This is a genomic window from Flammeovirga pacifica (genome assembly GCF_000807855.2).
Classification (GTDB): Bacteria; Bacteroidota; Bacteroidia; order Cytophagales; family Flammeovirgaceae; genus Flammeovirga; species Flammeovirga pacifica.
In genome coordinates this window covers 1,186,707-1,207,893 of sequence record NZ_JRYR02000001.1, presented here as the reverse complement: position 1 = coordinate 1,207,893, position 21,187 = coordinate 1,186,707, and the positions used below count along the sequence as shown (strand labels likewise).

The 21,187-nt window shown below is 32.5% G+C and carries 13 protein-coding genes; 10 read left to right on the top strand and 3 right to left on the bottom strand.

Annotated features, from left to right (window positions below; translation table 11 throughout):
- Window positions 1-104: 104 nt before the first annotated feature.
- Window positions 105-692 (top strand): hypothetical protein, encoded by a 588-nt coding sequence (locus NH26_RS04855; RefSeq protein ID WP_044222338.1) that lies wholly within the window; start codon window positions 105-107, stop codon window positions 690-692.
- Here NH26_RS04855 and NH26_RS04850 read toward each other — a convergent pair.
- A complete protein-coding gene (locus tag NH26_RS04850; RefSeq protein WP_044222334.1) occupies window positions 685-2,661 on the bottom strand; it encodes an OmpA family protein in 1,977 nt (658 codons plus the stop codon). The two genes, NH26_RS04855 and NH26_RS04850, sit on opposite strands and share 8 nt — an antisense overlap.
- 286 nt (window positions 2,662-2,947) lie before the next feature.
- On the opposite strand from NH26_RS04850, the gene NH26_RS04845 reads away from it, so the two are divergent.
- The 8 genes from NH26_RS04845 (at window position 2,948) to NH26_RS04810 (ending at window position 16,832) form a co-directional block, all read left to right on the top strand.
- A complete protein-coding gene (locus NH26_RS04845) occupies window positions 2,948-3,379 on the top strand; it encodes an HYC_CC_PP family protein (protein WP_044222331.1) in 432 nt (143 codons plus the stop codon).
- A gap of 112 nt (window positions 3,380-3,491) precedes the next feature.
- The gene (locus NH26_RS04840) at window positions 3,492-7,250 is read left to right on the top strand and encodes an efflux RND transporter permease subunit (RefSeq protein WP_044222328.1); all 3,759 of its coding nucleotides are present in this window, start codon (window positions 3,492-3,494) and stop codon (window positions 7,248-7,250) included.
- Between the two features lie 2 nt (window positions 7,251-7,252).
- On the top strand, window positions 7,253-8,497 hold the full coding sequence (locus NH26_RS04835; protein WP_044222325.1) for a TolC family protein: 1,245 nt from the start codon (window positions 7,253-7,255) through the stop codon (window positions 8,495-8,497).
- 30 nt (window positions 8,498-8,527) lie between these two features.
- Window positions 8,528-10,285, top strand: coding sequence for an efflux RND transporter periplasmic adaptor subunit (locus NH26_RS04830; RefSeq protein WP_044222323.1), 1,758 nt, complete (start codon window positions 8,528-8,530; stop codon window positions 10,283-10,285).
- A 169-nt stretch (window positions 10,286-10,454) separates the two neighbouring features.
- The gene (locus NH26_RS04825) at window positions 10,455-10,799 is read left to right on the top strand and encodes a hypothetical protein (protein ID WP_044222320.1); all 345 of its coding nucleotides are present in this window, start codon (window positions 10,455-10,457) and stop codon (window positions 10,797-10,799) included.
- 134 nt (window positions 10,800-10,933) lie between these two features.
- Window positions 10,934-12,388 (top strand): PP2C family protein-serine/threonine phosphatase, encoded by a 1,455-nt coding sequence (locus NH26_RS04820; RefSeq protein WP_071397087.1) that lies wholly within the window; start codon window positions 10,934-10,936, stop codon window positions 12,386-12,388.
- A 139-nt stretch (window positions 12,389-12,527) separates the two neighbouring features.
- Window positions 12,528-15,059, top strand: a complete 2,532-nt coding sequence (locus tag NH26_RS04815; protein ID WP_071397086.1) for a copper-transporting P-type ATPase — start codon at window positions 12,528-12,530, stop codon at window positions 15,057-15,059.
- Between the two features lie 351 nt (window positions 15,060-15,410).
- Window positions 15,411-16,832, top strand: a complete 1,422-nt coding sequence (locus NH26_RS04810) for a T9SS type A sorting domain-containing protein (RefSeq protein WP_158021887.1) — start codon at window positions 15,411-15,413, stop codon at window positions 16,830-16,832.
- A 55-nt stretch (window positions 16,833-16,887) separates the two neighbouring features.
- On the opposite strand, the gene NH26_RS04805 is transcribed toward NH26_RS04810, so the two are convergent.
- Window positions 16,888-17,415, bottom strand: a complete 528-nt coding sequence (locus NH26_RS04805; RefSeq protein WP_044222311.1) for a YceI family protein — start codon at window positions 17,413-17,415, stop codon at window positions 16,888-16,890.
- 6 nt (window positions 17,416-17,421) lie between these two features.
- Window positions 17,422-18,108 (bottom strand): hypothetical protein, encoded by a 687-nt coding sequence (locus tag NH26_RS04800; RefSeq protein ID WP_139262865.1) that lies wholly within the window; start codon window positions 18,106-18,108, stop codon window positions 17,422-17,424.
- 339 nt (window positions 18,109-18,447) lie between these two features.
- On the opposite strand from NH26_RS04800, the gene NH26_RS04790 reads away from it, so the two are divergent.
- Complete coding sequence (locus NH26_RS04790) at window positions 18,448-21,186, top strand: 4-alpha-glucanotransferase (protein ID WP_044222303.1); 2,739 nt, start codon at window positions 18,448-18,450, stop codon at window positions 21,184-21,186.
- Window position 21,187: the final 1 nt, after the last annotated feature.

Sequence of the window (21,187 nt, the reverse complement as noted above, 5' to 3'; positions counted from 1 at the left end):
TTAACATATCTTATATTTGGTTAATGTATATGATTTCTTACTATCATTACCCTATTTAAATCGTTTATACAAGCATCACTATAAAAGTAGAAGACCCACAAAAAATGGAATACGTCGACTTGATTTTACAATACCAGAATAAAAACTATAATGCAGTAATTGATTCATTGTCCGAAAAATTAGATTCTTTTCAAGAAGTTTCTTTAAAAGAATTTCAACTATGGGCTGAGGCCTATTTATCTATTGGTAAAATTGAATCTGCTCAATCTATTTTGTCTATTGCGGTAATAGAAGAAGGGATTATTGAGTTAGAAGAAGATCTAATTAAACTCAACAATAGATTGAAACAATTAAAAGATGGGTTGAAAGATCTTAAAACTGGAATTGAAGAATCAGAAAACATCTACATTGTTAAAGAACAGTTGAAGACTTTATTTGATAATTACAGCTTTGAAGAAATGCTGTTGTTAATGGAGGATATATTAAGCTGTGTAGGAGAGAAGCAAATTCCTCAGTTATGGTTTGGACAAATGGCAGATCAACTTTTTAAAGCCAACGAGCAATTAATATTGTATAGTAAATATAAAAGCATTCTATTGGATGCAATTATCTATTATTATATCAATACATCTAAAGTATTTACGGAAGATTTAAATTATATCCAAAAAAAGAGATTGAGGTCATTTAATTAATTTCCTCTAATTCAGTGATGGTAAAAACAACTCTTCTATTTTGTTTTCTACCCTCTGGAGTACTATTGTCAGCAATAGGTTCTAATTCCCCTTTGCCTATCACGTTAAGTCTATCCTGTTTTACCCCTTTTTTAATCAAATAGTTTCTAACAGAATTGGCTCTTTTTTCTGAAAGCCATTGATTGTATTTTGCATCACCTTGATGATCTGTATAACCACAAATCTCTACTTTTTTTATACTTGGTTCATTCTTTAAAAGAGAAGCAACTCTATTTAATTCATCAAAGGAGTTATCTTTTAAATAGCTGCTATTTTGATCAAAAAAGATATTATTAAGCGTTAAATGAGCTTCTTTTTCAATAGGAATAAGATACAGTTCTTGTTCTGCCTTAATAGCACTATTCTCCTCTTTTAAGTTGATGTTTTCAGATTCAGATAAATATCCAGTTGCTTGAGCTAAGAAACCATATTCTTTTCCTAAGGGCAAAGTGATATAATATTTCCCTGTTTGTGCATTTGAGAATACTGTACCTACTTCTTCTTGAGTAGATAAGTCTGTATATATAATTCTACTATGGACTGCTTCTTTAGATTTTTTATCAAAAACACTTCCCGAAATAAGTGCAACTGGTTCTGGAGGTAATAAAATAGGAAGTTTAATACTGAAAATATCAGATTGATTTTGAGCATCAGAGCGAGAAAAATAGCCCAATTCTCCTGTGATCGGTATAAATAAATCACTTTCATTATTAGGAGTATTAATACTACCTCCTAAATTCTCTGGAGAACTCCAATCTGTCCAATCATCCGAAAGCCTTTTAGCAACAAATAAATCTTTTCCTCCAAACCCTTGATGTCCATCAGAAGCAAAATATAATGTTTTACCATCTACTGATAGGAAAGGAGAAGATTCTTTGCCTAATGTATTAATAAGATTCCCTAAACTTGTTGGGGTAGACCAGCTGCCATTCTCTTGTTTAAAACTAACATATAAATTAGAGGTGTTCTCTTGACGATGATCTGTTAGAGACATCAGCATTACTTTACGGCTATTCGAGAGGAAGAAATCGGATTTTTGTTTCAGTAATTCTACATTTGGAATAATAATCTGTTCTTGATTGATCCAAACACTATCAGAAAGTTCAAAAGTACTTAATTGAAATTCAGAACCAGATGCGTCAATCACAGATAATGCAGTTATACCATCTGGACTAATTGCAGAAATGTACTTGTCTAATATATTAAATGTAGAGTCAAAAATCACTTCTTGTACTTCCCATCTTTCATTCTCTTGATGACCTTGCATTAATACAGGTCGATGATCTACATGCCTAGTGAAAAGTAATCTTTCGCCTCGTATATCTAATACTGGAGAGTTTTCATTTTGAGGTGTATTGATATCAGAGGATAACTTTTTTATTTCAAGCTCATCCATCAGTAATTCGCTTACTTGTGGTAAAACACTGATAGTTTGTGTCGAAGTACTAACACCTATAGCATCAATACCACACCTAAGGGTTGAACTTTGTGAATTTAATACCACTTGTATTCCAATGATTTTTTCTTTGGGTGGTTTAATGAAAAAGTTACTGATAAGACTACCATGTTGAAGCGTCCCTGCTTTTTGATTATAGACATTTATTTTCGACTTACTTTCAGTAATAATATCTACTTGTTGAATGGCATTATGGTAAAAACTCTCTGCAACAATAATCTGATGAATATTTTCTAAAGGATATGAAAACCCAACAGTTAAACTACTTAAACTATCTTCAGTTGCTAGCCAAGCATGCGAATGTTGATTTAAATTCTTTGGTACATTAGGTCTACCTAAAGCTTGTTTTGCAGAATTACTAGCAGAAGATAATTCAGAACTGAAATTATATACTGTATCAGCCCAAACAATAGTTTGTGCATTTAATTGATAGCCTATAAGCGTTAGTAATATTAGAAGTATATTTTTTTTCAAAAGCTAAGGGATTTTATTGTATAACAATAATAGTTGATTTTAATGAAACTTGCTACATAGTCTTAACAACACCGCTTTTATTGAAGTAATTAATTTATTTTCTAATATCAAATTCATCTTGTGTAGTATTCTCATTACTAAAAATGTGAATACTTTAAACAGTACAAATTGCAGAATATTTAGATGAATTGTTTAAAACTTAAAAATGCCCTCTTAATGTTGTTAATTTTATTAAATCTTCACACCTCATTTTGCTCCCTCACGTTATTTAATTAAAATTGTATCAATGAAAAAGTCTATTCAACATATAATCTTTTCAACTTTATTACTACTCGGAACAATTGGAGTAGTAGTAAACACTCATTATTGCAATGGGATGTTGAAAGAGATTAGCTTGCAAGAAACGCATGCATGTTGTAATAAATCTACTCATGAAAGCAGTCAAGATTCAACTAAAAAGGGATGTTGTGAACAAAATACGGAACATCTTAAGGTGACAGATCATTTTGATCATCTTATTGATATCGTTAATATCCCAATAGTTGCTTACAAAGAAATCGTCAATAATTTTTGGCAAACTGCTTACCATTTTATTCTTCCAGAAGCACTAAAATTTTTAGTAGGAGATACTAAACTATTGTCTTCCGTCGAGGAAAAAACACCCCCCATATATTCCAATATGCCTCTAAACATCGCTTTTGAGGTTTTTCGTGTATAGTATTTTAAGGGACAACATAATTGTTGTCAATAATTTAATTTATTAAATTAATAATGCTTTTCTGTACTACAATTTATTAGTACGTTGAGGCACCTTAAAACATACTATCAAAATGATTAATAAAATTGTGCGCTTCTTTCTCTACAATAGAGTAGTGACAGTAGCAGCTTTGATTTTGGTGATCTTTTGGGGTTTGATGCACAGCCCCTTTAAATCAAAAATCAACGAATATATTCCTTACAATCCAGTATCTGTAGATGCTATTCCAGATATTGGTGATAATCAACAAATTGTATTTACAAATTGGTCGGGTCGTTCTCCTCAAGATATTGAGGATCAAATTACTTACCCTTTAACAACATCATTACTAGGTATTCCTGGAGTGAAAAGTATCCGCTCAAATTCTATGTTCGGTTTTTCTACCATCAATATTATTTTTAATGATGAAACGGAGTTTTACTTCGGTAGAACTAGAATATTAGAAAAAATAAATAGTCTTCCTCCGGGTACTTTACCAGAGGGGGTACAACCTACTTTAGGGCCGGATGCTACCGCAGTTGGTCAAGTATTTTGGTATACTTTAGAAGGGAGAGATGAAAATGGAAAACCAACTGGAGGTTGGGATTTGGATGAGTTAAGATCTACTCAAGATTTTTTAGTCCGATATGCTTTAATGTCTGCTGAAGGTGTTTCAGAAGTAGCTTCTGTGGGTGGTTTTGTCAAAGAATATCAAATTGATGTAGATCCTAATGCACTCAAAGCTTTTGATGTAACACTTAATCAAGTGATGAATGCGGTTAGAAATTCTAATTTAGATGTTGGAGCAAGAACTATTGAAGTCAATAATGCAGAATACTTTGTGAGAGGTATTGGTTACATCAAAAAACTTTCTGATTTAGAAGAAGCAGTCATTAAAGTAAATGAAAATGTACCTATTAGAATAAAAGATGTAGCTAAAGTAGTTGAAGGACCTGCGGTTAGAAGAGGCATTTTAGACAAAGAAGGAGCTGAGGCTGTTGGTGGAGTGGTCACTGCTAGATTTGGAGCCAATCCAATGTTGGTGGTGGATAATGTTAAAAAGAAAATTATCGATATCCAATCAGGTATGCCTCAAAAAGTATTGCCAGATGGATCAATTAGTAAATTAACCATCATTCCCTTTTATGATCGTTCTACACTAATTAAAGAAACTTTAGGCACATTAAATGAAGCTTTACTACAAGAGATATTAATAACAGTGATCGTGGTGCTAATCATGGTTTGGAACCTTAGAGCCTCTATGTTAATCTCTAGTTTATTACCTATTGCCGTTTTGATGGTTTTTATAGTCATGAAATATATGGGTATTGTGGCCAATATAGTCTCATTAAGTGGGATTGCTATTGCTATTGGTACCATGGTGGATATTGGGATTGTCATGTCTGAAAACCTAATTAAGCATCTTGATCAACGGCAGGGTAGAAAGCTTGTTGATGTGATTTACGATGCTACTGAGGAAGTTTCTGGAGCTATTGTTACTGCTGTTGCAACTACTGTAGTCAGTTTTATTCCAGTATTTACCTTACAAGCTGCAGAAGGGAAACTATTCACGCCACTTGCCTATACAAAAACTTTTGCATTGTGTGCTTCAGTTGTTGTTGCACTCATCTTTTTACCCACATTTGCCTATTATTTCTTTAAGTCGAATGAGCAGAAAAAGGGAAATAAGAATATAGGTCAATATCTTTTTTTATTGACAGGAGTTGGAATAATGATATTTTCTCACATAAGTCTAGGACTAGGTGTTGTTCTAATTAGCCTCTATAATATTTTTGAAAAACCCATTAAGAATATTATTTCAGATCAGTATTACGATAGAGTTAGAAGCAGTATTGTAGCGATAGTAATTGCTTATTTATTGGCTATGGATTGGCTACCATTAGGGGCGGAAGAAAGTGATTTTAAAAACTTTATTTTTGTAGCAGGATTAATCGTCCTCATCTTAGGAGGCTTTCAGTTATTTATCAAATTATACCCTAAAATTTTAGCAAAATGTTTAGATAATAAAGCCACATTTTTATCTATAGTGATTGCACTTGTTTTTGCAGGTGTTTCTGCTTGGGTTGGCTTCTCAAAGCTATTTTCTCCTTTTACTACTTTAGGTAACAAAGTTGGCATAGACTTAACGGAATCGAGAGCCTATAAAAATATGAATAAAGCCTTTCCTGGAATTGGGTCTGAATTTATGCCATCATTATCAGAAGGTAGTTTTTTACTGATGCCTACCACCATGCCAAATGCAGGTATTTCTGAAAGTAAACGAAACTTGCAACTGATGGATATGGCGGTGAAAAACATTCCAGAAATTGAATCTGTAGTGGGTAAGTCTGGTAGAACAGAGTCGCCTTTAGATCCTGCACCTATCAGTATGTATGAGAACATCATCAATTATAAATCTGAATATAAAGCAGATGAAAATGGGAATAGATTGAGATTTAAAGTTGATGACGATGATAAGTATGTATATGATGAAAAAGGGGAATTAGTATTAGATCCTAACGGTAAATATTTTAGACAATGGAGAGATCATATTAAATCTCCGGATGATATATGGCAAGAAATAGTAAAGGCAACTCGCCTTCCTGGTTTAACATCTGCTCCAAAGTTGCAACCAATACAAACTCGTCTCATCATGACCCAAACAGGGATGCGTGCTCCAATGGGAATAAAAGTATATGGACCTGATTTACAAACGATAGAAAGTTTCGGTATTCAATTAGAAAAGTTATTGAAAGAAGTTCCATCCGTAAAAAAAGAGGCTGTATTTGCAGATAGAATTGTCGGAAAGCCTTACCTAGAAATTGAGTTGGACCGTCAGAAATTATCCCGATATGGTATGAGTGTAAAAGACATGCAAATGACCTTAGAAATGGTGATTGGAGGTATGCCTTTAACTTATACTGTAGAAGGAAGAGAACGTTATCCTGTAAGATTAAGATACGCTAGGGAATACAGAGACAATCCTGAAGTATTAAAGAAATTTTTAGTCAATGTTCCTTTGGGAATTCAAGTACCATTGGAAGAGTTAGCTAATATAAATTATGTAGCAGGTCCACAGAGTATTAAATCTGAAGATACATTTTTAACGGGGTATGTTTTATTAGATAGAAAACCAGAGTTCTCAGAAGTTCAAGTGGTAGATCAAGCATCTGAATATATACAATCTAAGATTGATGATGGTTCTTTGATTGTTCCTAAGGGAGTGAATTATAAGTTTTCGGGTAACTATGAAAATCAAATAAGAGCTGCAAAACGGTTATCTATTGTTATGCCGATATGTTTGATGTTGATATTTTTCATTTTATATCTCCAATTCAAGTCTGTTAAAACAACCCTGATGGTATTTTCTGGTATCGCAGTGGCCTTTAGTGGTGGCTTTTTGATGCTTTGGTTATATAGCAAACCTGGTTTTATGGACTTCAATCTTTTGGGAACCAATATGAAGCATTTGTTTAATGTGGACACGGTGAATTTATCAGTAGCTGTTTGGGTTGGTTTTATTGCACTCTTTGGTATTGCAACAGATGATGGCGTGTTAATCGCTACTTATCTTGATCAATCATTTGCTTCGCATTCACCGAATACTATAAAAGGAATACGTCTTGCAGTTTTAGAAGGAGGAATGAAGAGAATTCGCCCAAGTTTAATGACAACGGCAACTACCTTATTGGCTTTCATACCTATTCTTACATCAACGGGTAGAGGTGCAGACATAATGAAACCAATGGCTATCCCAGGCTTTGGAGGTATGACAGTTGCATTATTGACCTTATTTGTAGTGCCTACGTTGTATTGTGCAGTGAAAGAAAGTGCATTAATCAAAAAGAAATAACCATGAAAAAGATCATGAAAAAATATATCCTATTTGTGTTTTTAATTTCTGGATTTCAGATAAATGCACAGAATAAATTTTTGGACAATTATATCAATGTAGCTATTGAAAATAATTATGGTGTTCAAGCACAAGCACAGAATATTCAGTCTGTAGCTTCTGAAAAGGAAATAATAAAAGGACAAGGATCCGGTAATTTAGAAGTAATGTATGGTTATGGTATTTCTCCTGTGGAAACAAGAAATGGACCATTAAATCATAAAGTTTCAGCTGGGATAATGTTACCTTGGTTTGGTACTCGATCAACTAAATATCAAGTGGTAGATGAAAAGGTACAGCTTGCTCAAAATCAAAAAATGATGACTGAAAATACGATTAGGTATTCAGTCAGAGCTGCGTATTTTAAGATGATCCAGAATAAGAAAGATTTAGTTTCTGCACGAGAAAATTTAGAAATACTATCTTCATTTGAGAACATCGCATTATCCCAATATGAAAATTCTAAAGGGTCTATGGTGGATGTCCTTAGAGTACAAATGGAAGAAGAAGATGCTAAAAATAAAATTGAAGGTTTGATTCAGGATAGTCTTGTTTTGTATCAGCAATTACAATTAGTGGTCAATAAAGATTTAGGTGATATACAATTGGAAGATCAATTTCAGTTTAATACATCTTCTCAAATAAATTTGGACTATAATCCAACACTTCAATCTCTAACGGCATCTGAAAAGGTGTTAGGAGCAGAGCTCACTACGGTCAATAAATCGGCAGCTCCTCAAATAAAAGTAAGTGTTGATTATGGCGTTTTAGGTCAACCTCAGGGAATGACAGCTGAAAATGCTGGTAAAAATACAATTATGCCTATGGTTGGTCTATCAATACCTCTTTTTAATCAGAAAAAATACTCTGGAAAAAAAGAGCAATTGCGAATGCAACAACAAAGTATTTCTTTAAAAAAGCAAGAAACAGAAAATGTATTAAAATCAGAATACATTATGGTTCAAAATCAATTAGAGGATGCGAAAAGGGATATTGTCATAATTCAAAATCAATTAAGCCAGGTAGATCAAGCAATAGATATTCAGCAAGAAGCGTATGCTGTTGCAAAACCTCAAGGGTCAGAATTTTTAGAATTATTGCGTTTGCAAATCCAACGCCTCAACTATCAATTTAAACAACATAAAGCAGAACTATCTCAGTGGGAAGCCTTAGCAAAGCTAAGTTATATAGAAGGAGTAGAAGAGTAGAATCTGTTTGTTATCTTAAATTTTAGAAAAATGAAAAAGTATATTCAATCATATAGTGTTATTATTTTAGTTTTCATCATCGGTCTATTTTCTGGATGGTTAATCTTTTCTGGAGAATCATCTCATCAACATGATCATGAAGAAAATGTGTCCAATACGAAAGAACAAATATGGACCTGCTCTATGCATCCACAAATTAGACAAAAGGAACCGGGTAATTGTCCAATTTGCGGTATGAAACTTATTCCTGCTTCTTCAGGAAGTGATGGACAAGATATGTCACATATTTCTTTATCAGCATCTGCTGTTGCCTTAGCTAATATTCAAACCACTCAAGTATCTAAACAAGCAGCAGAAAAAGTATTGACAATGCAAGGGAAAGTAGCCGTAGATGAGAGAAGAACCTTTTCTCAAACAGCTCATTTTTCGGGTAGAATAGAGAAAAGTTATGTCAATTATATTGGAGAAAGAGTTAGAAAAGGACAGAAGTTGGCTACTATTTATTCTCCTCAATTAGTGACTGCTCAGAGAGAATATTTTGAAGCTAAAAAGGTGAAAGATCGCAATCCTCAATTGTTAAGGTCAGCTATAGAAAAATTGAGATTGTGGAAGTTGACGGATCAACAAATAAAAGAAATTGATCAATCTGGAAAAGTAAAAACAGAATTTGATATCAAAGCGGATATATCTGGAGTGATCACTAAATTGAATGTTGTAGAAGGTGATCACATTATGGAAGGACAAGTGATGTACGATGTGGCAGATTTATCACGTTTGTGGGTGAAATTTGATGCGTATGAAAGTGATCTTGCATGGTTAAAAGTAGGTGATAAAATTAATTTCTCTGTGTCATCTTATCCAGGTCAAAATTTTGGAACAAAAATAGATTTTATTGATCCATTTATTAATCCTAAAACTAGAGTAGCATCAATTAGAGGTAGTGTATATAATAAGGGAAATAAATTAAAACCTGAAATGTTTGTGACAGGTAAATTAATGGCAACACTACCGGTGAAAGAAGATGTTATTGTAGTTCCTAAGTCTGCTGTATTATGGACAGGTCCTAGATCAATTGTATATGTTAAAGTAGTGGGAGAAAAAGAACCTACTTTCGAAATGAGAGAAGTAGTTTTAGGGACGGAGCTATCTAATGCGTACATCATTAGAAACGGATTAAAACAAGGTGAAGAAGTGGTGACTCAAGGGACATATACTGTTGATGCTGCAGCACAACTAAAAGGAAAGCCAAGCATGATCAACCCTAAAAAAGGAATGAATCATGAACAAATGGATATGACTAAAATGAGTCATCCCGAGAAATTTGATAAGGAATTGATATCATCAACTTTTAGTAAACAACTGGAGAAGGCTTATCAAAGCTATATCTTGGTAAAAGATGCTTTTGTGGCAAGTGATGATAAAAAGGCTACTGAATTAATCAATGACTTATCTGAAAATATTGAAGCTATAAAAATGTCAGGGGTTAAAGGCGATGCACATATGTATTGGATGATGTCTTCTAAACAATTAAAAGTGGGATTATCTGAAATGATCAATGCAGATAACATTGATACAAGAAGAAGACATTTTGTTAGTGTATCCAAAGAAATGACAAATTTGATTTCCAAACTAGGATTACCAGAGGGCGAAAAGGTGTATTTGATGTACTGTCCAATGGCTAATGATGATTTAGGAGCATCTTGGTTATCCAATGTAAAGGAAGTTAGAAACCCCTATTATGGGGATATGATGTTGAAATGTGGAGATTTAAAAAAGGAAATACAATAAATGTTTGTTTTTTATCACATTCAAACTAAATTTGAGACTGGCATTAACGTTACATAACAATTTTTTAAGGTTGATGCCAGATTTTTTAACTATGCAAGCATTTTGTATTATTTTTTAATATACTTTTTGATACACTAGCTACATTTTTAACTAACACACCTTTTGTTACATGAATTTAATTACTCGTAAGTATTGTACAAATACAATTAATCGAGATATACCAGCTTTTGCACCAATTCTTAAAAAAGAAAGTTCTCTTGCTAAAAAACAAGGGCTTAAAAAAAGTACAAGGTATTTTAAGAATAAACATTATTCAATCGAATTGAAAAATGTTCCATTAGGATCACCCTATTTTCATTGTGAAAATATAAGCGTGTTTAGATCTTTTTTTGAAGATATACCTCTTGAAATTAGATTAAGTCCTAAGGAAAGTGAAAGAGATATTGACCTTAGAAAAGGGACGTCTAAAATGATATTCATAACTAATTCTACTAAGAATGAGAATTTTATTTAGGCATTTGAAAAGAGTATATCTCAAAATCATGGAATACATTTTTTCAAAAATAGATCGTGGTTTAGTCACCATCGAAATAAAAAATCAATTTATATTTCTTCCAAAAATATCTAAAAGTATTCAATATTAATGTTATGAATATATTATCTAAGTTTTCAATGTGGATGCTTTCAGATCAAGAAAAATATGATCTAGTAGCTATTAAAAAAGCAAATTTTTTGCTAGCCACTTTACAAACTACTTTTATTTTATCGTTTATATACATGCTGTTTTCTCAGTTTGTAATGTTATATCCGACAGGAGTAAAAGTATGTATCTATTTTCTAGCAGTACATGTTATATTAATTGGTCTTTTTAAATTCAAAGTAACACCTTTCATAATTGGCAACGCTTATTCCTTTTTAACTCTTTCGGGGTTTATTGTAGTAGCATTTACTTCTGGAGGTGTATCCTCACCAATAATTGCGTGGTTATTATGTACAATCGTTTCAGCTTATTGGTATGCAAATAAGTTATCTGGAATTATATGGTCTATTTTTACAATAAGTGCAGTAGTGTTATTATTCGTTATTGAATATTTTGGAGTAGAACTTCATAATGAAATAGCAGACGATTTGTATTATGTGTTTTCAGGGACTATGTATTTAGGTATACTTGGTTATTATCTTATTGTCATTATTACTTATGAAAAATGGCAAAAAGAAGCAAAGGAAAAACTGAAAAAACAAAATGATGAGCTAGCAACTACTTACGAGGAACTTACACAACAAACGGATGAGATTTTGGCTCAAAGAGAAATGTTACATGAACACTCTCAGAAATTGGAAAAAGTCAATAATCAACTTAATTCTAGTATAAATTACGCAAGTAAAATACAAAAGAGTTTGATGGAACCTGAAGTAATTATTAAACGTGCCTTTTCTGACGCATTTATAATATGGGAACCTAGAGATGTTGTAGGAGGAGATTTTTATTGGTTTAGTGAGATTAGTAATACCAAAAAAATTATTGCTGTAATTGATTGTACAGGACATGGCGTTCCTGCAGCATTTATGACTATTATGGCCAATGATTTATTACACCAATTAGTTAATATATCGAATATTCATGAACCTAAAACTATACTTGAGGAATTGGATAAGGAAATACGAGCTCAAACAAGTAAAGGTCAAACTTCTGTGGAAGATGGTATGGACATGTCAATCATTTCGATTGATTATAAGACTTTAGAACTTACGTTTGCAGGAGCCAAACAAACGCTTTACGGTTTCTTAGATAATGAGTTTAAAGTATTTAAAGGCGGCAAATTCCCTATTGGTGGACACGTTTTTAAGAAAAAAGTATATGATCAAGAAGTTATTTCCTTTAAGGAAGATGATGTTATCTACACCCAATCAGATGGTTATCAGGATCAATTTGGCGGTAGAGATTTCAGGAAATTTCTAAAGAAAAGGTATAGAGAACTACTACAAAAGCAAAAACATGTTGAAATGTTGAAACAAAAAGCCATTCTAGAAGATGAGTTACACAGTTGGAAAGGGAAACATAAACAAACCGATGATATTCTAATTGTTGGGATTAAATTATAACCACATTTAAATGAAGAGATATTTCAAATTAGAAATATCTCTTTTTTTACATCAAAAATCTTATACAATTTAATTATAATGTTGTACATATCTTGATCGATATCAAATGTATATTTGTATATCAAAAGAAAAAAAGAAGATGAAAGAGTTAACATTAGATACATCGTTAAGTTGCAAGATGTGTGAAGCCAAAGTGCAACCACTTCTTGATGCTGATCCAAGAGTGATAGATTGGGAAATAATAGAAGGGAATATTCTAAGGGTGGTTACCGAAGGTGCCTGCCAAAAATGTATTAATAAAATAATTGGTGAAGCAGGGTATGAGGTGAAGGAACAAATTTCATCTCGAGATGTTGACTCCAAAGATTATGCAGATAAAATTATACATGATATACCAAAGATAGAATACGAAAAACCTAAAATTACATCAGAGAATGCCGGGAAGTATTATTGTCCTATGATGTGTGAAGGAGATAAAGTATATGATGAAATGGGAGATTGTCCTGTTTGTGGTATGCCTTTGGAAAAAATTCCAGAGCCAAAACCAGCAGTAAAATATGCTTGTCCAATGCATCCTGATGAAATTTATGACGAGCCTGGGGATTGTCATAAATGTGGAATGCCTTTAGAGGTGGTGATGCCGGAATCTTCTGACGAAGAAGAGAATGAGGCTTATAATGATATGCTCAAAAGATTTAAGTTGAGTTTGATTTTTACTATTCCAGTAGCTTTAATAGCAATGTTAGGTCATATTATTCCAAGTGTGCATCATCAAATGTTAGCTTTCATGTCACAGACATCTTGGAACATAATACAGTTTGTATTAAGTATACCGATGGTATTTTATACTGGATGGATTTTTATGAAAAGAGCTTGGTCTTCTATCATCACAAAGAATTTTAATATGTGGACATTGATAGGTATAGGGACTATAGTTGCATTTAGTTTTAGTGTATTCGCACTTTTCTTTCCATCTGTCTTTCCTGATCAATTTAAATCTAATGGAGCTGTAGATGTTTATTTTGAAGCAACATGTACTATTCTTTTGTTAGTGATGTTAGGTCAATTGATGGAGTTGAGAGCACACGCAAAAACAAACTCCGCATTAAAAGCTTTACTTCAATGGGCTCCTCCAACAGCAACAGTAATTAGGGGAAATAAAGATGTTATTATTGCGGTAGAACACATAGAATACGGAGACAAGGTAAGAGTAAAACCAGGAGAGAAAGTAGCTGTAGATGGTCCTATATTAGAAGGTTATGGAACAATGGATGCTTCAATGATTACAGGCGAACCAATTCCTCAAGAAGTCAAAGTGGGTGATAAAGTAAGTAGCGGAATGATCAATACCAATGGTAGTTTTGTAATGTCTGCAGAAAAAGTAGGGACAGAAACTTTATTATCTAAAGTAATTGAAATGGTGAATGACGCAAGTCGTTCTAGAGCACCTATTCAAAAAGTAGCGGATCAAATTGCTAAATATTTTGTACCCATTGTGGTGAGTATTTCAGTTTTAACTTTCGTTGCATGGATGTTTTTCTATACAGGAGAGAATGCTGCTGTCTATGCATTAGTCAATGCAGTTGCAGTTTTATTAATTGCTTGTCCTTGTGCACTAGGTCTTGCGACACCAATGTCAATTATGGTGGGTACTGGTAAAGGAGCAGAATATGGTATTTTAGTAAAAGATGCCGAAGCATTACAATTATTAAACGACGTAGAGGTTTTAATGATTGATAAAACAGGCACTCTAACAGAAGGGAAACCTAAGGTGCATCAAGTGTTTTCTTTTTCAGATTGGGAGGAAGATCACGTACTTAAAACTGCAGCCTCATTAGATAAAAATAGTGATCATCCATTGGCAAAAGCAATTGTTTTAGCCGCTAAAGAAATAGATGATACTACATTTGATATAAAAGATTATCAATATATCATTGGAAAAGGTGCACGAGCAAAATTAAATGGTAAACTCATCCAGTTGGGAAATCATAAATTCTTAAAAGAGAGTCTTTTAAATGATAGACAATTCTCCTTAATTGAAGAAGAACAAGGAAAAGGAGCTACGGTTGTTTATCTATTAGAAAAAGAAGAACTAAAAGGAGCTATATCTATTATTGATCCAATAAAAGAGTCTGCTATCAAAGCAGTTCACGACCTACACAAAAAAGGTATGGAAGTGATCATGTTGACTGGCGATAACAAACAAACAGCTAAATATGTAGCAAGTCAAGTTGGCGTTGATCATTTTAAAGCGGATTGTTTACCAGAAGATAAATTAGCTTTAGTAAAAGAATATCAGGAAAAAGGTAAAATTGTAGCAATGGCAGGGGATGGAATTAACGATGCTCCTGCATTAACACAAGCGAATATTGGTATTGCAATGGGCGATGGAACCGATATTGCAATACAGAGTGCAGAAGTGACCTTATTAAAAGGAGATATTTCTAATTTAGTTAGGGCCTTCAAATTAGGAGAGAAAGTGATGAAAAATATCAAAGAAAATTTAGTGTTTGCATTCTTCTATAATGTTTTAGGTGTACCAATTGCGGCAGGAGTGTTATTTCCATTCTTTGGGATTTTATTATCACCCATGTTGGCCACATTAGCTATGAGTTTTAGTTCTGTTTCAGTAATATCTAATGCATTAAGGTTACGAGGATCAAAACTTTAATATTTCATTTTATTTCAACAGTAAGCCCTTATCCTAATAGTATAAGGGCTTATTGATAATTATGTTGTGTGAATATAGATCAAAGTAGTTATTTAACTATTTGATATTCAATATAAGAAAATCATTATGGAAAATAATTATACTAAGTAGAGCAGAGGTTAATTACTTATAAGAACTTCATGTACATATTTTTATAGACGTAAGAAAGTACAATGTTATGAGTTGTTAAAAAAATGGAAATTAAAATTCGTTTTATAATAAATGTGAATTTTTTTATTCTAAATTTGTAATACTTATTACGTATTTATTTGACTTATGAATTTCAAACTTAAACTTAAACTAACAATCACGTTGCTATTTTTTATAATAATAACGGGGGTTGAGGGGTATGCTCAAGGAGTATATACCCCAAACGGTAACGTTACATTTTCAACTCAAGCTCAATGGGAAGATACAAGTAATTGGACATGTACCGGTACTTGTACAAATGGTTACCCAAAGGAATCTACTGATGAAATCCTATTTGGTGAAAGTGGTGGGTATTATATTCATATTAATATTGGTTTTAATCTAAACAATGTTTCCACAGAATTGACCTTAGTGAATAAAAACGGAGGTGGTGACGGAGGCGAAGTGAATATTTTAAATGGAGGTACAGCAACATTTAAAAATATTAGTGACGGAGATTCTCAACATTCTGGTCAAAGAACAATAATTAATGTTGAAGATGGGGGGGATTTAACTATCACCGAGGAATTAAACTGGTCTTCTAGTAACAGTGAATTAAATGTTAATGGCAATTTTAATTCTAAGTCTGGTATTGTATTTAATGGTGGACAATCTATTAATGTAGGTAGTTCAGGTTATCTAAATAATACGGGTGATATGGAAGTTTCTGGTACTTCAATAACAATTGCTGAAGATGGGATTATTGAAGTAACGGGAGAAGTAACAGTTTCCACTACATATGGGGGGACATCTTGGGATCCTATAAATGGTGCATTTGTTATTCATGAAGGTATTGGTATAAATTGTGATTTACGCTTAGACCCTGAAGTCGGTTCAAATGGTGGTGTTTATATAGATTATGGTGGAGATGGTACTGCAGATTTATGTGATGCTGATATGAATAATTTAAATAGAACATGTAATAGCGATGGGTTTTGTGATGCTTTAAATGACGATGATGATAAAACTTTTACACCTACAGCTCCTCCTGACTTACCAGTAGAATTATTATTTTTCACAGGTGAAATTCAAGGAGATGATGTTTTATTAACATGGGCTACAGCTACAGAAGAAAATTCAGACTTTTTTACCATTGAAATATCAAATGATAAAATTAATTGGGAAGAAGTTTCAAAACATAATGCAGCAGGTAATTCTCTTGTTAAAATTGATTATTCAACAACTGTAAATACTCCAGCTGGAATATATTATAGATTAGGACAATACGATTTTGATGGTACAAAAACTTATTACGGTCCTATTAAAGTTGATATTGATAACATTTCAAATTGGAAGTTATACCCTACATTTATAGATAGTGGTGATGATCTTAGTCTTTTGATTTCTTCAAATGCTCAAGATAAAGTTGGTGAATATATTATTTATAATCGTCAGGGTAAAGTGATGAATAGTAATTCTATATTTTTCAGAGAAGGTAGTAGTATTCAACCAATTGAATTGAGCAATGAATACTCATCGGGATTATATATCATTCGAATGAAAATTGGAAGCTTATATAAAACTTTTAGGTTTATAGTTAGATAAAATTATAATCGTATAAAGATAAAAGGTTGTCTATTTAATTATAGACAGCCTTTTTTTATTCATTGTTGAGGAAACAGAAGATTTTTATATTTACTTCATCACCCACTGTAAACGTTCCAGTATCTTTACCGATATCAAAATCTAATCTATTTATTTTCATTTCTCCAGACAAAGAGTCTGAGTTTTTTATAAAATAAATATTGGTGTTTTTGGTCACGCCATGTGCCATCAACTTACCTTTTGCAATAAATTTATCACCGTCTTTAATAATCTCATTAGAGATGAAACAGATTTTTGGATACTTTTCGACATCAAAAAAATCTTCATTTTTTAAGTGATCGTCTCGTTTTTCATTTCCAGTATTAACTGTTGAAGTGGAAATACAAACATCAAATTTAGAAGAAGATAAGTCGTCTTCATCAAATATTACATTACCGGTCATCTCATTAAAAAAACCTTCTACGGTATTTACTCTAAAGTTACTTATTTCGAATTCTACTTTAGACTTTGAAGAATTTACATTTTGAGAATATGTTGTTAGATTACATAAGAGGACTGAAAGAAATAAGAGTGTATATTTCATTATGTATTATTTTAGGTTGTATCTCGCTCCAATCATCACACCATCACTTACACCTCTAAACCTTTTATTGCCAGGTTGAAGTTCTGTAGGTGTTGAGTACTCTGTAAAAGTATGTGCAAAACCCAAACGTCCTGACCATTTATCGTTGAAATGATATTGTACATAAAACTCAGAACTTAACATTCCTATATCATTTGCTGCAACGAGTAGTGCTGATACATTATTAGATTGTGCTGTGGTATTCTGACTTGCCCCATTTCCTGTATAAATAGCATTTTGATCTTTACCAAAGGTGTAACCAATTGCATCGATATTCATTCCAACTTCCCACTTACTTTTGATTCGGTAGCTTAAAGAAATATAGAGTACTATATTCATTTGATTAGGTGAGTTTATTGAAAGTGTATCTTGTTTTTCTTCTTTACCATAAAACTCAGGAGGAGCAGAGTAGAATTCTTTAGTTTGATTATTCCATCCTTGAAAAACAGAAAACCTTAAACCAGTACCTAGAACAAATTTTTTCTTTTGGCCTAAACCCCAAGAATGACCGTAGGATAATGAACCTACGAAATCATTACCTATTTGTACTGAACCATCAATATATTGATATTTAGAGGGTAATGTATTTTCTTCTTGAGAAAAACAATTTAAAGAAAGAAGAGATAGAATTAAGAGAAATAGATTCTTTTTCATTTTGATGAAATTTTGATTTATGATATCTATTGGTGTCACAAAACTATATTTCCTTACAATTTTAATTTGAAAGTTATTCTGCTTGATCAGAAAGCAATGGAAGTTTTATTGATTTATGTAATAAAAATTAAAAAGAGTATTTATCATAGATTAAATTTGATGATTTTAATCATGCATCCCGTAACGCAAACCGTTGCAAAAAAAAAATATAAAAATACCTTATTGAACTACTTTATAAAGCTAAAACATTATACTATTTTAGCTTATGAAAAAAGGTAGAAGTACCTTGCAATAATAAAATCAAGACCATTCTAAGAATATATAAAAACATTATCTTCGATGAAAGTATCTTTCAAAATACATTATGATACCCAATTTGGTCAACAATTAGCTATATCTGGTTCAATTGCTGTCTTGGGAAAAGGAAAAAAATCCGATGCCTTAAAAATGTCTTACCTAGGTGGAGGTGTATGGATTGCTGAAATTGACTTATCAAAATCTCGTGCTAAATCCTTTGAATACAATTATTTATTAATTGATCAAGGAAATGATATTGTTTACAAAGAAGCTGGTTTACCTAGAACAGTTGCTATAGATAAAAAATTATCAAAAGTAGTATTAAACGATTCTTGGAATCCGTATCATGAAGTAGAAAATGCTTTTGATACAGCTGCATTTGATGTGATTTTTCAAACAAGTACACCAAAAGTAAAAGCACCTAAAAAATCTACGAAAGATACCTCTTATACATTTGAAGTTAATGTTCCTAGAATTAATTCGGATTATGTAGCAAAAGTTGTAGGTTCTTCTAAAGAATTAGGAGAGTGGGATATTGCTAAAGCTTTACCAATGCAATATGATGCAGATAGAAATGTGTGGACAATTACTACACCTATCAAAGCAAGTCATCATAAATTGAAATACAAATATGTATTGGTCAATACAAAAGATAAAAATGCTGCTCCAGAATTAGAAGGCGGTTTTGATCACGTTTTCAATATTATTGAAAATGATCCAAAAGTAGCTGTCAAATTTTCAGACCATCGTTTCAATTATGATAAACATAATTGGAAAGGTATGGGTGTAGCTTTACCAGTATTCTCTTTACGATCTGAAAATGGTCTTGGAGTAGGTGAATTTTTAGATATAAAAGGTCTTGTAGATTGGTCTTCTGAAACAGGCATGCGTCTTGTTCAGATTTTACCAGTAAATGATACAATGGCAACATATACGTGGGTAGATTCATATCCTTATGCATCTGTTTCTGTATATGCTTTGCATCCATTATATATCAACTTAGAAGCAATTGGTGATCTTAAGGATAAGAAGAAGATGACCAAATTGAAGAAGTTGAAAAAGACATTGAACGCTTTAGATACTGTTGATTATGAAGCAGTAATGAATGCTAAAATGGACTACTTAAAAGAAATTTGGTCTGAAAAGAAAGCAAGTTTCTTTAAAACTGCGAAGGTAAAAGAATTTATTAAAGAACAAGAAGAGTGGTTATTACCATATGCCGCATTCTGTTATTTAAGAGATAAATATAAAACACCAGATTTTTCTAAATTTGAAGATTTCGCCAATTATGATGCTAAGAAAGTAGCAAAATTATTTGATGCTAAATCGAAAGTAAAAGACGAGGTTAATTTTTATGTCTTTGTACAATATCATTTACATGCTCAACTATTAGAAGCATCAGAATATGCACAATCTAAAGGAGTTGTTCTAAAAGGTGATATTCCAATTGGTATTTATAGATTCTCTGCTGATGCTTGGACATCTCCACATTTATATAATATGAATGGTCAGGCAGGTGCTCCTCCAGATGATTTTGCAGTTAATGGTCAAAACTGGGGATTCCCAACTTATGATTGGGATACCATGAAAAAAGACGGTTATGCATGGTGGACAAGTCGTATGACTCATCTATCACAGTATTTCCAAACATTTAGAATTGATCATATCTTAGGTTTCTTCAGAATTTGGGAGATTCCTATCGATTCAGTTCAAGGTTTATTAGGTCAGTTTAGACCAGCACTTCCTTTACACGTTAGTGAATTAGAAAATAGAGGTGTTTCATTTAATCATGATCGTTTCTGTAAACCATATATTAGAGAACATTTCTTAGGTGAGATGTTTGGAGCTGATACCGATTGGGTAAAGAAAGAATTTTTAGAGCAAAAGTGGGAAAGTGCTTATAATTTTAAAGCTGCTTTTGATTCACAAGTAAAAATTCAAGCTTACTTTAATGATATAAAGCCTAAAGACGATAAAGATAAGGCACGTTTAGAAGCTATTAGAGATGGTCTTTATAGCTTACATAATGAGGTGTTACTAATTCAAGCTTTGGGTTATGATGATGGACAGCATTATGCACCAAGGGTAACGATGGATAAGTCACGTACTTTTGCAGAGTTGACTCCTGCCCAACAATATCATTTCCAGGAATTATATGTTGATTATTTCTTTAAGCGTCAAGAAGAACTTTGGTCTGCTCAAGCAATGGAAAAACTTCCGGCTATTAAAGAGGCAACTAACATGTTAATTTGTGGCGAAGATTTAGGAATGGTTCCTGATTGTGTTCCAGGTGTAATGAAAGAATTAGAGATCTTATCTTTAGAAATTCAGAGAATGCCTAAAGATCCATCTATTGCTTTTGGTCACCCAGCAAATTATCCATATGATTCTGTTGCTTCACCGTCATCACATGATATGTCAACTGTAAGAGGTTGGTGGCAAGAAGATAGAGGAGATACACAAAGATTCTATAATGAGGTATTAGGAAATTGGGGAGAAGCGCCTCAAGATTGTGAGCCTTGGATTGCTGAACAAGTTTTAAAACAGCATTTATATGCTGACTCAATTTGGTGTATTTTCCCTCTTCAGGATATCTTAGCTATTGATAGTGAAGTAAGAAGAGAAGATGCTGAAGCTGAGAGAATTAATATTCCAGCAATTAAATATCACTATTGGAGATATAGAATGCACATGAGCTGTGAAGAGTTAGTTAACCTTAAGAAGTTTAATAATAAACTGAAAGGATTAGTAACTGCCTCTGGTAGAAACACATCTTATTAAT

Bases quoted from the DNA above. Each gene is read 5' to 3' on its own strand.
- NH26_RS04855 (WP_044222338.1), top strand. From the start codon at position 105: ATGGAATACGTCGACTTGATTTTACAATACCAGAATAAAAACTATAAT.
- NH26_RS04845 (WP_044222331.1), top strand. From the start codon at position 2,948: ATGAAAAAGTCTATTCAACATATAATCTTTTCAACTTTATTACTACTC.
- NH26_RS04840 (WP_044222328.1), top strand. From the start codon at position 3,492: ATGATTAATAAAATTGTGCGCTTCTTTCTCTACAATAGAGTAGTGACA.
- NH26_RS04835 (WP_044222325.1), top strand. From the start codon at position 7,253: ATGAAAAAGATCATGAAAAAATATATCCTATTTGTGTTTTTAATTTCT.
- NH26_RS04830 (WP_044222323.1), top strand. From the start codon at position 8,528: ATGAAAAAGTATATTCAATCATATAGTGTTATTATTTTAGTTTTCATC.
- NH26_RS04825 (WP_044222320.1), top strand. From the start codon at position 10,455: ATGAATTTAATTACTCGTAAGTATTGTACAAATACAATTAATCGAGAT.
- NH26_RS04820 (WP_071397087.1), top strand. From the start codon at position 10,934: ATGAATATATTATCTAAGTTTTCAATGTGGATGCTTTCAGATCAAGAA.
- NH26_RS04815 (WP_071397086.1), top strand. From the start codon at position 12,528: ATGAAAGAGTTAACATTAGATACATCGTTAAGTTGCAAGATGTGTGAA.
- NH26_RS04805 (WP_044222311.1), bottom strand. From the start codon at position 17,415: ATGAAATATACACTCTTATTTCTTTCAGTCCTCTTATGTAATCTAACA.
- NH26_RS04800 (WP_139262865.1), bottom strand. From the start codon at position 18,108: ATGAAAAAGAATCTATTTCTCTTAATTCTATCTCTTCTTTCTTTAAAT.
- NH26_RS04790 (WP_044222303.1), top strand. From the start codon at position 18,448: ATGAAAGTATCTTTCAAAATACATTATGATACCCAATTTGGTCAACAA.